Source organism: Thiofractor thiocamini (assembly GCF_055384375.1).
The window spans coordinates 294,231-307,977 of the sequence record NZ_AP042389.1 but is presented as its reverse complement, the minus strand read 5'-3'; the positions used below and the strand labels follow the sequence as shown (position 1 = coordinate 307,977).

Genomic DNA, 13,747 nt, shown 5'->3' with positions numbered 1-13,747 from the left:
AAATTAGCACCGTGAACAAATTTTGCATAACATCAATGTCACGAAGGAGTAAAAGTGAAATATATAGATAAATTATTTGAGATTGAAGATGCTCTAAATCATACAAAAGAGAGTAACCATATCTTTTTTGAAGCTATGAAAGAGGCATTTTCCCACCATTATAAACACAATCAAGTATATAAAAATATTTGTGATAATGAAAACTTTGATATAAAAACCATAAAAAGTTATAATGATTTATATAAAATTCCACACATTATAGTTGATGCTTTCAAGTGGCATGATTTGCTTTCTATCGATAAGTCAAAGGTGGTAGCAACATTTACTTCAAGTGGAACAAGCGGGCAAAAAAGCCATATATCGTGGGATGAAGCTTCAAAAACAAGACAGGCACAAATGAGAGAAAATATTGTGAAAAGTTATGGATTGATAAATGATAAAAGTGTAAATTATCTTATATTTGCTTACTCTCCAAAAGTCTCAGAAGGAAAAGGTGCCGCACATGCTCATCAAATGTACTCCACTTTTGCTCCGTCCAATAAAAAGTTTTTTGCCATAGACGCAGATGAAAACGGTAAAGCATTTTTTAGTGAAAAATTGAGTATAGAAAAGTTTGAAGAATTTAGCAAAGATGAACTTGCATTAAGAATTATAGGATTTCCCGCTTTTATATATGACACACTCCTTTATATGAAAGAAAATAATATAAAATTTAACTTTCCAAAAGAGAGTCTTATTATCATAGCCGGCGGATGGAAAAGTGCTCAAAACAGAGCTATACCTTTTGATGAATTTTCTAATCTTACAAAAGAGTTTTTAGGTATTGATAGCACTCAGATAAGAGATGTTTACGGATTTGTCGAACATGGAGTTCCATACATCACATGTGAACACAATCACTTTCATGTGCCTATTTATGCTAAAGCATATACAAGAAAACCCGGAACTCTTGAAGTTTTAAAAGAGGGAGAGAAAGGACTTTTGCAACTGCTCACTCCGTACAATTATGCCCAGCCTAATTTATCCATACTTGCTACTGATTATGCAATCATACGCTCAAACTGTCCTTGTGGTATAAGAGGTCAATATATCGAGTTAAAAGGAAGAGCAGGACTTAAAAAACACGAAGGGTGTGCCATCAGCGCAACAGAGCTTTTGAAAGAGAGCAAAAGAAAAGACAAAGAAGGATAAAAAATGTTTGATTTTTTTGAAAAAACAAAAACAAGTGTAAAAGCATATAGAGATTTTTTACAAGATAACGGTGCCAATGAAGTAAAAAGATGGCAGGATATCCCTATATGCGACAAGCAGAATTATCTGCTAAAATACCCCTTAAAAGATATGGCAAAAGATGATATATCCAAAGCATTTTTGATAGGCACATCAAGCGGATTTTCAAAGAGCGGCTCTGTTTTTTGGCTGAAAGAAGCTATAGATGAAGATGCTTATCTTAAGGCTGTAAAAGAGCTTTTGATAGACAATTATGCCATAGATAAGAAAAAAACACTTATCATTGTATCATTAGCTTTTGGAACATGGATAGGAGGTATGCAGTTAGCTTCTACTCTTAGAAATCTTGCCTCATCTATGGATGGCATAACTGTCGCTACACCCGGACTTGATTTGAATGAAGCAGTCCAAATCGCCAAAGAGTTTGGCAGTTTTTACGACACCATTCTTTGGGTAGTTAATCCCTCAAGTATCAACATAATATACTCTCTACTAAAAGATGAAAAAACACTTTTGGATAAAAAGATAGCTTTTCCTGTTGTCGGAGAGTATTTTAGTGAAAATTTTAGAGAGTCAATCGCCATGAAGTTTGGATATGATAAGAGTTATCCTTTTGCTTTAAGGACAGGATATGGCTCAGCTGATGCGGGAGATTTAGGGATTGAATCCAAAGAAACTATAATTTTGAGAAAATTTTTAAATAACGATAAAGAGTTATGCAAAAAACTATTTTTACAAGATGAAGCTCCTATGATGTTTGAAAAAAACAGCAAAACACTTTTTGAGTTTATAGATGGTAAAATGATAGTAACAAAAGAGCAGTTTATACCGCTTATAAGATATAACACAAAAGATATAGGCGGTATGTTAAAAAAAGAGAAACTAAAAAATATCATAGATAAACAACTCTATGAAAAACTGCCTGATGAAATCTTGTATGTATTTGGCAGAGTAAGTGACAATATCATCTTTTATGGAACAAATCTAAATGTAAGTAAAATCGGTGATTTTTTATCCTCTTTAAAAGATATGAGCTATGGAGGTCTTTTTGAAGTTAGTGAAATAAAACAGGATGATATATCTTTTTTCAAATTTGATATATTTGTTCAAAATGTCCAAAAAAGTCTTGAAAAGATTTACTTAAAAGAGTTGATTAACTTTTTAAAACATAGTTCAAATGAGTTTACAGCCAAATATGAAAAACTTTCCGGTGCAGCGGGGGAAGATTTGATACAAGTTGATCTAAAATCGATAAAAGAACTCAAAATCGATAAAAAACATAGATATATAAAGGGTTAAAAATGCTTAAAGATTTTATAGCACAAGAGAGTTTAAACAAGTGAAGTCATTTTTGTAGAAATCGGCTCAATTCAAAGAAGCCCTATAACAGGTAAAATAAAACATTTATTGGACCTGAGAATAAACTAAGGAGTAGAAGTTATGGAATTTTATATTTTTGGTGAATTAAAAAATGTAGAGAGATTGACAGTTGATGAAACAAGAGAGATACTTAAAACTGCAAAAGAGTTAAAAAGTGAAATTGCAAAGATAGATATCAGTACGATTTTGGATATATTTCAAAAGGTAAGTGATGCTTGGTTAGAGGAGGATTATGAGTATAGAAAAATTGCATTGGATTTCTTACCTTCTCGTATAGGATTTAGCAAAGAGATGATAGTAGAGGGCATAAAAACTATGTCTTCGCTTTTGAGTAAAGACGGTATGCAAACAAGACTGCTTAGCGATTTGGAGCAAATCAATTATCTTGACGATTGGACTTACAATCATCATTTTAGAGGATATATCAAAGCTGAACCAATGGGTGTTGTAACTCATGTATCTGCAGGAAATGTTTTTGTCGGCGGTGTTGATAGTTTGATACAGGGGATTGTTACAAAAAACATCAATATCATGAAAATGTCCACTGTTGATCCTATCTTTCCGGTTCTTTTTGCAAAAAGTTTAAAAGATTTTGACTATACCGGAGTTTTACATAAAGTTATGGCATTGATAAATTGGAAAGGCGGAACTGAAGAGATAGAAAATATCTTAAAAAGAGAGTGTGATGCCATCGTAGTTTACGGTGGAGCCGATACCATAAGAGCATATAGAAGAAATCTTGGCATTCATTGCAAACTTATAGAGTATGGACCAAAATATAGCTTTGTCATGGTAGATAAAAACGAACTTCATAAAAAAGGAGTTGAAAAATCGGCAAAACTTATAGCAAGAGATGCAATCATGTGGGAGCAGTCAGCCTGTTCATCTCCGCACACGATTTATGTAGAGGGTAAAGAGAGTGCGAAAGAGCTATTGGTGGCAATCGGAAAAGCTTATGATGAGTGGGCAAAGGAGATACCTCAAGGAGAAGTTTACGAAGATGAGGCGGTTGAGATAACAAAAGTTAGAGAATTGGCAAAAGTAAACAAAGCTTTAAGTGATGGAGATTACTATTTTAGCGAAAAAAATCTCAGCACTATCGTATATCAAAGCTCAACTGAGTTTCAAATATCTTGTCATAATAGAACTCTTTTTTTAAAAGCAGTTGATAGTTTGGATGATGTGGTTAAAAGTGTTTCTTCTATGGGAGAGTATATACAAAGTGTCGCTATTTTGGCAAATGATAAAAGGGCGAAAGAGTTAGCTAATAAGCTGGCTTTTTATGGGGCAGATAGATTTGTAGAGATAGGTAGAATGGCTGTTAGAAAACATGGAACTCCACATGACGGCACAAGAGGTTTAAGCGAACTTGTTAGATGGGTTTCACTCAGCAGAAATGATTTGGAGATTGATTGGCAAGTCGGTGCATTGTGGCAAAAGTACGATAAAGATTCAGATGGATTTGATTATTTGCCAAATCATGCAAGAGATAATATGACACTAAACAGACTAAAAGCTATAGTAAGAGTCGCAAAAGAGAAATCACCACTTTTATCAAAAAGATATGATGGCTTAGAGTTTGAAGATTTTACCTCTTTTAGAAAATTACCGTTTTTAACAGGAGATGATTATAAAAGATATCTTCCTCCCTCAGGAGAAGGGTTGCTAACCGGGAATATCAATGAAAGTGGATATGTATTTTCAAGCGGTGGTACAACAGGTAAGCCAAAAAGTGTATATAGAACAACCATAGAGCAACATTTCAACACAGTTAGAATAGGAAAAGGTTTGGCACTATCTGTTTTTGATGAAAATGACATAGTAGCAAACCTTCTTTTTGCAGGAAATTTATGGGCTTCGTTTGTCTCTTTCAACCAATCACTTGAGCATACAGGATGTACGATACTCCCGATTGCAGGCAACCACCCTATGGAAGAGATAGTCAACACTCTTGTACTATTTAAGGCAAATGCTATCATTACAATTCCATCAGTTCTTCTTTCTGTTGCTGAATATGTGGAAAAAAACCGTATTGATTTGAAGATAAATAAAGTTGCAACCGGAGGGGAACATCTTTTTAAAGAAGCAAAAGATTATCTTAGAAAAGTACTCGGTGTTGAAAAGTTTGCATCAACCGGATATACGACAAATGATACCGGAACGATAGGGTATCAATGTGAGTATTTAAGTGGAGTATATCACCATGTCCATGAAGATTTGCATTATGTTGAAATATTGGATATGGAAACAAATGAGCCGGTAAAAGATGGAAAAATCGGAAAAATCGTAGTAACAAATCTACAAAGAACCTTGATGCCGACAATCAGATATGAAGTTGGGGATGTTGGAAGATGGGTTGATATGAAGTGCAAATGTGGAAGAAAAACAAGGATTTTTGAACTACTTGGAAGAAGTGATGATATAGTGATCATAGGCGGTGGCAATATAACACCGGAAGTTATATCAACAGCTATTTACCCCTTTGAAGAGTTAAGTTCACACTTTCAAATGCTTGTCAAATTAAATGACCATAAAGATGAATTGAGTGTACTTATTGAAGCAAAAGAGGAAAATTTTAAAGATATATCCAAAGATGTTAAAAACGCTATACTTAATCTTTCAAAAGAGTTGTGGATCATGAGCAAAGAGGGTCTTATCAGTGAAGTTGTAGTAAAAATCTTAAAACCAAACAGTCTAAAAAGAAACATGAAAACGGGAAAAATTCAACTTATAGTTGACGAAAGAGAATTATAAGACTACTTCAAAAGGTATTAAAAGATTAGGATTTGACTTTTGAACAGTTTTCAAAATTGACTAAATTAACTATAAATTTAAAGAGAATATAATTTAATATTGAGGAGGTTTTATAGATACAAGTTTAGTTGCGATAGCAGTATTTATTGACATCACTTTGCTTCAAATCAAACTCTTTAAAAAAAATTTTAATTTTTTTATTTATTTCTTCATTGGATAAAGTATCAATTTTTGTAAATGCTATAACATACAAATTGTCACTCAATTTTTCAGAATAAGTTTTTAACTGAGTGTCAAGCTTGTCAAGAATTAAAAAATCTCCCTCTTGAACTTTGTATTGCTTCCCACCATTTTTTATAATAGCGTATATCAGCTATTCCTTATACAAGTATTTAGTCCATAAGACTATAAGGGCAAAGTATTTCGTAAATAGTTTTAAAAGTTGATTAAACTGACTATACAGAAAATTTACTTACAAATTATACCTTTAACCTCAACTCCCTTTTGTTTCTTGACATACTGACAATCTTTTTTATTTAAAATAACTTTTTTTAGAGAACTTTTCCATAAAATGGTATCAGTTAAGTTTGAACTTCTCAAATCAAGTCCGTCAAGTTCACTCGAGCCTATGGCGGCATTTTTGAAATTTGTATTTTTTATGGTAGTGTTTCTTAAGTCCAAGTGCCAAAGTCTTGCATTTTGGAAATCAGCATTTATGATTTTTGCGCCTCTTAGCAAAGTTTTTTTTAGCACCATACCTTCACCGTTTACATTTGTCAAATTTGCATTGACAAAATCTGCACCCCTGGCATTGGCATTTGCTAAATTGGCTCCTTTCAAATCAGCATTTGAAAAGTTGCTAAGCATCAAGTCTGCTCCACTTAAGTTAGCTCCTTCCAAGTTAGAACCACTTAGATCAAAACCTTCAAGATACATACCCTTTAAATTCGCATTACTCAAATCACACTCTACGCAGTCATCACCGTTTTTTAAAGCCATTAAATCTTCTTTATCATAACCATATAAGTTTAAAAAAGAAAAAAATAATATGCAACTGATAAGAAATTTAGACATTTTGAAACTTGTATATCACTTTGTCAGAATCTTCTGAAAAGAGGTCTATCTCCTTCTTATCCACAAATTGCAAAGGAGTAGAATTTATAATATCCTCTTCTTTATGAAAATATTGCAAAATCGCACCGTTATATTTTTTATACCATTCGCCCTCTTTTTCAAAAAAAGTTATATTTGTATCAAGTATTTCTCCGTCAAATACCGCATCTATGGCCAAAAATATTTCATTGTCCTCTTTTACTAGCGTTCCGTCTGCCACATCGCTAAAACCATGCAGAGTATTGATATCACATATGAAAATCCCGCCTTTTTTCAAGACTTTCTTTATGTATCCAAGAAACCTTTTTAGTGAAGATATATCCATATAGTTAAGCACATCGGCAACAGCTATGACGGCATCATACTTTTCTTTTACTTCGGATATATTTTGATGCCTTGCATCAACTCCTCTTTGTGTTGCGATCTCTATCATCTTAGAACTTAGATCTATTCCTCTTGCTTCATAGCCGTTTTCACTCAATATTTCAAGCATCCTGCCGTTACCGCATCCCACATCAAGTACGGTTGATATATCATGCTCTCTTAAAAGCTTTAGATAGTATCCGTAAAGCCTCTCGTAATTATCGTAAAAACCTATATAAGGCTCTATTTTAGCATACAGATCCAAACTCACAGATGACTCCTTAAGAACCCTTTTACAGCTTGCCAGTACCCCCCGCTGTCCGGATACCTGTTCCAAAGAGACCTAGAGCCATGATGACCTTTGGATGTAGGAAGATAAAACTCTTTGTTTGCCGGTATGGCATCATATATGGGCTTCCAGTAGGGCTGCTCTTTTTTTGCACTTGTTATAAATATGGGAACTCTTAGTTTTTTTGCTGATTCCTTGATCCAATCAGGTGCTTTGTTATACTTAGTGAAGTACTCACCCGGGGAAAAAGAGATAACTTCATCAGCGAGCTTCTTATCATCAGCAACCATTTTGATAACAAGCGCGGCAGAGTATGAACTTCCCCACGCTATAAGCTTGCCTTTTGCAAAATGTTTTCTTGCAAACTTCAAAGATGCTTCTATATCTTTCATAGCATCTACATATGTTGTTGATTTGCCGTTTTTAAGAGCATCCAATCTTGTCAAATTTTGCACACCGTTTACTCTGCCACCACTTCTTAGGTCAACTGCCATACAGTTAAAACCAAGATCATTCAGTTTCAATGCTATCTCATCATACTCACCCCTGCTCCATCCGGCTTGATGAAAAAGCACGATAAACGGAGTCTTCTTGTCCTGATTTTGCATGTACAGATTTGCCGTTATCTTTACACCGTCAAGCGAAGGGAATGTTATAGTCTCCTTTACATTTGCATACAAAAAAAGAGTAAAAAAGAGTAAAAGAAGAGTTATCTTTTTCATACCGAAGCAACTGCCTCTATCTCTATAAGAGCATTTTTCGGGAGCGTTTTAACCGCAACGGTACTTCGTGCAGGCTTGTGACCACCAAATGCCTTGGCATATATCTCATTTACCTTTAAAAAATCATCCATGTCTGCCAAAAATATGGTAGTTTTTATAACTTTTTGCATGGAACTGCCGGCTTCTTTTAAAACTTCCGAAAGGTTTTCAAGCACTTGTCTTGCCTGAACTTCAACATCGCCGTCTAAAAATTCACCTTTAGGCGTCAAAGCTATCTGACCTGAAGTAAATACCATATCTCCTACTTTGATAGCCTGAGAATACGGCCCTATCGCTGCCGGTGCCTTATCTGTGTGAATATACTCCATCATATCTCCTTGTTTAAATTTTTTATCAAATTTTTAAATACTTCATATAACCTTTCAACTTCACCCAAAGTCGTTCTTTCATTTACAGAGTGAATTGTATCATTTTTTACACCAAATTCCACTGTATCTACCCCAAATTCACCAAAAAATCTCGCATCGCTTGTACCTCCAGCCGTACTTAAAGATGGGGTCATACCAAGGATCTGTCGGATGGATTTAGATATGGCTTTTACGATTTTTGAGTTTCTGTCGGTTACAAAAGGTTTTGAGCTTTGGTTTATCTCAAGATCATAAGGAAGTCCTTTGAATTTTTCTCTTACAAAATGTTCTACCAAATTTGCTGAAGTCATGGTTGAATTTCTAACGTTGAACATCATTTTCAAATCATTTGGAGTCACATTTGTCACTTGCATACCTGATCTTATATCGGTTATGACAAATTGGCTCGGTTCAAAGTCTTCATCTCCCTCATCCAAGTTTACTCCTGCGATTTTTGGAAGTATGGGTGCTATGAGATTGATGGGGTTAGTTGCTTTTTTTGGATATGCCGCATGACCTTGTTTGCCGTAAAGTTCAAGCTTCCCGTTTATAGAGCCTCTTCTTCCTATCTTTATGGTATCTCCAAAGATTCTCTCACATGTAGGTTCAGCCACTACGGCAAAATCAGGTAAAAATTCCCTCTTGTTCAACTCTTTTAAAACTTCGACTGTTCCATACTTTGCATCACCCTCTTCATCACTGGTTAAAAGTATAGATAAAGTTCCATTAAACTCTTTGGTATTTTTACAAGCCTGTAAAAATGCACAAACCCCGCTTTTCATATCCTGCGCGCCTCTTGCATAGATATAACCGTTTTTTTCAGTCGGTACAAATGGATCACTGCTCCATCCGTCCCCCGGAGGCACTACATCAATATGTCCCGCAAAACAAAGATGTTCCCCATCTCCAAACTTTTTATATAAAAAAAGATTTTTAACTCCGTTTTCATCGATTCTTACAGCTTCAAAGCCTTCCATATACTCTCTTATAAAGTCCAAAGCCCCACCATCATCCGGAGTGATGGACTTGAAACTAAGCAACTTAAAAAATAACTCTTTTATATCCATATCCTTCCTTATCATAATTTCACCACAGTTGCCCCATATCCTCCTAAGCTGATTGGCGCATCATCAAAGCTTTTGATCTTTGGGTGAATTTTTAAAAACTCTTTTACCGCATAGGCTAACTTTCCGCTTCCTATGCCGTGACTTATAAGCACTTCATCATATCCCGTTATAAGTGCATCTGAAAGAAATTTATCAAGTTTTTCCAAAGCTTCTTCAGCTCTTAAGCCGTGTAAGTCTATCTTTATGGATGAAGTTGCAGGTTTTTGAACTTGTACTTTTGTTTGTATCTTTTTTTTATTTTTAACTATGGTGGTTTTTTTTAGTTTTGACAACGGTACCCTTAGAGTCATACCGTCACACTCCACAAATGCTTCATCCTTTTTGATGGATTTTACCACTCCTTTTTGTGAACCGTACTTTACACTGTCACCTGCTTGTATATCTTCTTTCTCTTTTATCTCTTTTGGTTTTATCTCTTTTTTTATTTTATGGATTTTGTTTAGTGAGCGGTGTAAAACTTTACTATCTTTCTCTTTTGCGGCTTTCTTTACTTCACTCATCAAATCTCTGTATTTTCTCTCATAAGAGTTTATGATAATATCTATCTCTTGTTGGGATCTCTCTTTTATATTTTTGATTTTATCTTTTTCCTCTTTCGCTTCAAGAAGTTTTTTATCTAACTCCTCAATTTTTCTTTTCATTTCAAGCTCAAGCTCTATATTTTTTTGGATCAAATCATCCAGACTCTCTTTCTCTTCGCCGTAAAACTTTTTTGCACTTTGTACTATACCGACCGGTATCCCATATCTTAAAGCCGTCTCAAAAGCATAACTTTTCCCGATCGTGCCTTTTAAAAATCTGTAAGTAGGGACTCTGTTTTTTTCATCATAAAGTGCGGCATAAAGTTCAACCTCATCGTAAGTGGCAAGCATGGATGAGAGTCTTTTATGGTGGGTTGTTATCACCATCTTTATATCTTTTTTAACAAGCTCATCGAGTATGGCTTTAAAAAGCACCGCTGCTTCATCGCTATCGGTACCAAGTTCTATCTCATCAACTCCTACAAGGGTGTCACGCGTAGTAAAAAGCTTTTTAAATTCCACCATTCTTCCGGCAAATGTGGATATATCATTTTTTACATTTTGAGGATCATCAAGTATGGCTACGATGTGTTTGAAGTTTCCGATTTTAGAACTTTTAGCATCTATCTTCATCGGTATCAAATATTTAGCAAGAAAAACTGCACTGAGTATCGACTTTAGAAGCATCGTTTTACCGCCGGCATTGACTCCCGTGATAAAAAGAATCTTTTTGGTAAACTCCACCGAGATAGCTCTTGGCTCTTTAAGTGCCGGGTGCTTGAAATCTTTTATAATGATATCTTTCTTACTGTTTGGAAGTATAAAATAAAGCTCTTTCTCTTTTGCAAAAGCCGCCCTTGCTTGATAATGATCAAATCTGTCAAACTCTTTGTCGATATATTTTAAAAATTTTAAAAATTTACTGAAAGCTGCAGATATCTTCTTCTCGTATCTGTACTTTATCTGCTCTTTTCTACCAAGCAGTTCCCTCTCTTTATCTTTTATCTTTTTTACCGATTCGGGTACGACATAAAAAAATCCCCCCGAACTTCTACCTATGACCGAGCCTTTTAACACATGATTGAAACCGCCTCGAACAAGCAGACACTCTTCCCCGTTTAGATAATGTATCTGTGTATCGGCAAGATATGGAGCGATTTTGTTACTGTTAGATACTCTCTTAAGAGTGTTTTTCAACTCATCCTTCACTCTTTTTAAAGAGTTATCAACAGATAAAAGCTCATCATCAATATCACTTTTCAACTCTCCTTCTTCATTAAAGTAACTTCTTATCTCATTTATCTCATCAGGTATAGTGATCTTGCTTATCCACTCTGCCAATATCCCTTCAAATTTAACTCTTTTAAGATATGCAAAATAATCAAGTACCTTTATAAAATCATATATTTCATAAAGTTTCAATATTCCCATCTTTTTTAAATGTATGAGGTATTTGTCAAACGGTGGGACTGTCGGGGGAGATTTCAATTCATATTGTGAAAGCTCCTTGATAAAGGAGTAGTGTATCTTTGTATCACCTTCTATGAAAAGTGGCTTTTTTCTTGAGAGATAACCCTGAAATCTATCTATAAATTCGCTTAGATCAAGCTTGGAAATTATCTTTTGCACTATTTCTCCACTTTATCGCATTCATCGATACTGATTATGACATCTACATACTTGCTGTTTGGTTTTGCGGCAAATGTTTGGGTGCCGCTGAAGTAGGAGAAGTGCTTATCATCGACCGTGATGCCGTCTTTGCATTTTAGGGTTTTACCCTGCTTAAAAGCTTCTACTTTCAAGGTAGTATCATTTTGGGCGGATTCTATGTAACTTTCATAAAGATAACCGGCTGCAAATACAAAAACGATCAGTAAACTAAATATGACTTTATTGGCTTTTGAGATTGATTTGTTTGAAAATATTATCAAAAAAAGAAGAATGATAACTAAAAAAAGAACTATTCTCATAAAACTCCCCTTATCTGATAAGTTATATTGCCCGCTCCAAAAGCGACCACCAAACCGTTTTTATACTTTCTCATAACTTCATTTTTATCATTCATCACAAGAACTTCACCATCTTTTTTCGTTACCCTGCTTGCCATAATCGGAGAATATCTGCTAAAAGCACCTTTTAGATCAATATCAACCTTAACTTCACCCGCAGCCCAGATAGGAAGGATAGTAAGCTCATTCACTCCTTCAAAACACTCTACAAAACCATGTAGATTGTCCATAGTTCTACTGTACTTGTGAGGCTGCCATATGGCATATATTTTTTCTAAACCAAGAAGTTTTACATACTCTTTTATAGAGTTTAATGTCGCCCTTATCTCGGTAGGATGATGCCCATAATCATCTATCACTATCATACCGTTTTTTTGTATAATGTCAAAACGCTTTTTAATACCTTTGTATTTGAGCAGATTTTCTTTTATGGTTTTTATATCCAGCCCGGCCTCAAGTGCCGCCATAACAGCCAAGGATGCATCTATAGCTATATGGTAACCTATACCGAAAACATCAAAAATACCATATTTTTTTAGTTTAAACCTGGTATGAGGTTCACCATTTATCAAAAGATACTCAACACCACTTATATCCTTACTTGGATAAAGATAGATGCTTTTTAAATCATCCTGTCTTTTTAAAAATTCATCTTCACCGTTTAAAACCCTAACTTTAGCCAATTCCAAAAAGTCTCGATAAGCTTGATAAAATCTTTTCTCATCATACTCATAATACTCCATATGCTCGGGCTCTACATTTGTCACAATAGCCAGGTAAGGGTTAGAATTTAAAAAACTTGCATCACTCTCGTCCGCCTCAAAAACCACTTGGTTGTTTGGTTTTGTTCTGACATTCGAGCCGAACTCTTTGGAGATAGCTCCTATGAGGGCATTCGTATCTTGAAGTATCGAGGATAGTATCGCCGAAGTGGTACTTTTTCCATGAGCTCCTGCAACCGCATAAACTTTTTTCTCTTTTAATATAAATTTCAAAGCCTCTTTTCTTGAAAGAAGTTTGATGCCAAGCTCTTTTGCTCTTTTATACTCTATATTGTTCGGGCGTATGATAGCTGAGTGTATCACCATATCCGCTCCCTCAACGGCATCTTGGTGATGAGGTATGGTTATATGAGCATTATAGTTGATAGCAAGATCATCCGTTATCTCACTTTTTGATATATCGCTACCGCTTATCTTCACCCCTTGACCCACCAAAAATTTGGCAAGTGCCGAAAGCCCTATACCTCCTATGCCTATAAAATGAATCCTTTTCAATCTACTCCCTTATGTCTCATATAGGTATGATTGTTCTATACCTTTAAAAATTATATCTCTATCATTAATTTTATCTGTTAAGTTATCTTGCAATAAATATCTAAGCTCAAGATCATTGACAGGGCTTCTCTCCATAGCTTGAAGATATAACTTTTTATCAACTTTTCTCCAGTCAACAACTTTATGTAACTCTTTTTTCAAAATCACATCAAGCCAAATCCTCATAGCTCTTCCATTTCCCTCTAAAAAAGGATGGGCAACATTCATCTCGACATATTTTTCTACTATTTTTTCAAAACTATTTTGAGGCATTTGTTCGATCTTTGGTAGTATATCTTTTAGATACAAGCTATTTGCAAATCTGAAGTTACCTTTTGATATATTTACTTCTCTAATTTTTCCGGCAAATTCATACAATCCTTCAAAAAGATAGCGGTGTATATCACATAACCCTTTTAGAGTACCTACCTCAATCTTTTCTATACCACCACTCTCAAAGAGTCTATAAGCATTTTGTAAACTTTTTTTATCTATATCTTTCACTTAATATCTCCC

General features: G+C 34.8%; 13 protein-coding genes. 3 read left to right on the top strand and 10 right to left on the bottom strand.

Annotated elements, in window-relative coordinates; all coding sequences use genetic code 11:
* Positions 1–54 precede the first annotated feature (54 nt).
* From ACZ47B_RS01530 to ACZ47B_RS01520, 3 genes are all read left to right on the top strand, one after another.
* Positions 55–1,191 (top strand): LuxE/PaaK family acyltransferase, encoded by a 1,137-nt coding sequence (locus tag ACZ47B_RS01530; RefSeq protein ID WP_464894917.1) that lies wholly within the window; start codon positions 55–57, stop codon positions 1,189–1,191.
* 3 nt (positions 1,192–1,194) lie between these two features.
* Positions 1,195–2,529 carry a phenylacetate--CoA ligase family protein gene (locus ACZ47B_RS01525; protein WP_464894916.1) on the top strand — a complete coding sequence of 445 codons (1,335 nt, stop codon included), beginning with the start codon at positions 1,195–1,197 and terminating at the stop codon, positions 2,527–2,529.
* A 141-nt stretch (positions 2,530–2,670) separates the two neighbouring features.
* Entirely contained in the window at positions 2,671–5,364 is a 2,694-nt protein-coding gene (locus ACZ47B_RS01520; protein ID WP_464894915.1) for an aldehyde dehydrogenase family protein, read from the top strand.
* A gap of 124 nt (positions 5,365–5,488) precedes the next feature.
* Here the strand turns inward: ACZ47B_RS01520 and ACZ47B_RS01515 are convergent, their stop codons facing one another.
* The 10 genes from ACZ47B_RS01515 to fic all read right to left on the bottom strand — a co-directional run bounded on the left by ACZ47B_RS01515 (position 5,489) and on the right by fic (position 13,735).
* A complete protein-coding gene (locus ACZ47B_RS01515) occupies positions 5,489–5,722 on the bottom strand; it encodes a hypothetical protein (protein ID WP_464895740.1) in 234 nt (77 codons plus the stop codon).
* 110 nt (positions 5,723–5,832) lie between these two features.
* Positions 5,833–6,363, bottom strand: coding sequence for a pentapeptide repeat-containing protein (locus tag ACZ47B_RS01510; protein ID WP_464894914.1), 531 nt, complete (start codon positions 6,361–6,363; stop codon positions 5,833–5,835).
* 67 nt (positions 6,364–6,430) lie between these two features.
* Positions 6,431–7,111: a class I SAM-dependent DNA methyltransferase gene (locus tag ACZ47B_RS01505; protein WP_464894913.1), complete on the bottom strand. Its 681-nt coding sequence runs from the start codon at positions 7,109–7,111 to the stop codon at positions 6,431–6,433.
* The gene (locus ACZ47B_RS01500) at positions 7,108–7,851 is read right to left on the bottom strand and encodes an alpha/beta hydrolase (protein ID WP_464894912.1); all 744 of its coding nucleotides are present in this window, start codon (positions 7,849–7,851) and stop codon (positions 7,108–7,110) included. Before ACZ47B_RS01500 ends, ACZ47B_RS01505 begins: the two co-directional genes overlap by 4 nt.
* Positions 7,848–8,219, bottom strand: a complete 372-nt coding sequence (locus ACZ47B_RS01495; RefSeq protein ID WP_464894911.1) for a RidA family protein — start codon at positions 8,217–8,219, stop codon at positions 7,848–7,850. Before ACZ47B_RS01495 ends, ACZ47B_RS01500 begins: the two co-directional genes overlap by 4 nt.
* On the bottom strand, positions 8,219–9,325 hold the full coding sequence (dapE, locus tag ACZ47B_RS01490) for a succinyl-diaminopimelate desuccinylase (RefSeq protein ID WP_464894910.1): 1,107 nt from the start codon (positions 9,323–9,325) through the stop codon (positions 8,219–8,221). The genes ACZ47B_RS01495 and dapE overlap by 1 nt, the downstream gene beginning before the upstream one ends.
* 11 nt (positions 9,326–9,336) lie before the next feature.
* Positions 9,337–11,535 carry an endonuclease MutS2 gene (locus ACZ47B_RS01485; RefSeq protein WP_464894909.1) on the bottom strand — a complete coding sequence of 733 codons (2,199 nt, stop codon included), beginning with the start codon at positions 11,533–11,535 and terminating at the stop codon, positions 9,337–9,339.
* The gene (locus ACZ47B_RS01480; protein ID WP_464894908.1) at positions 11,535–11,876 is read right to left on the bottom strand and encodes a hypothetical protein; all 342 of its coding nucleotides are present in this window, start codon (positions 11,874–11,876) and stop codon (positions 11,535–11,537) included. The genes ACZ47B_RS01485 and ACZ47B_RS01480 overlap by 1 nt, the downstream gene beginning before the upstream one ends.
* Positions 11,873–13,192 carry a UDP-N-acetylmuramate--L-alanine ligase gene (gene murC / locus ACZ47B_RS01475; RefSeq protein WP_464894907.1) on the bottom strand — a complete coding sequence of 440 codons (1,320 nt, stop codon included), beginning with the start codon at positions 13,190–13,192 and terminating at the stop codon, positions 11,873–11,875. The genes ACZ47B_RS01480 and murC overlap by 4 nt, the downstream gene beginning before the upstream one ends.
* Positions 13,193–13,201: 9 nt before the next feature.
* Positions 13,202–13,735 carry a protein adenylyltransferase Fic gene (gene fic, locus ACZ47B_RS01470; RefSeq protein ID WP_464894906.1) on the bottom strand — a complete coding sequence of 178 codons (534 nt, stop codon included), beginning with the start codon at positions 13,733–13,735 and terminating at the stop codon, positions 13,202–13,204.
* Positions 13,736–13,747 lie beyond the last annotated feature (12 nt).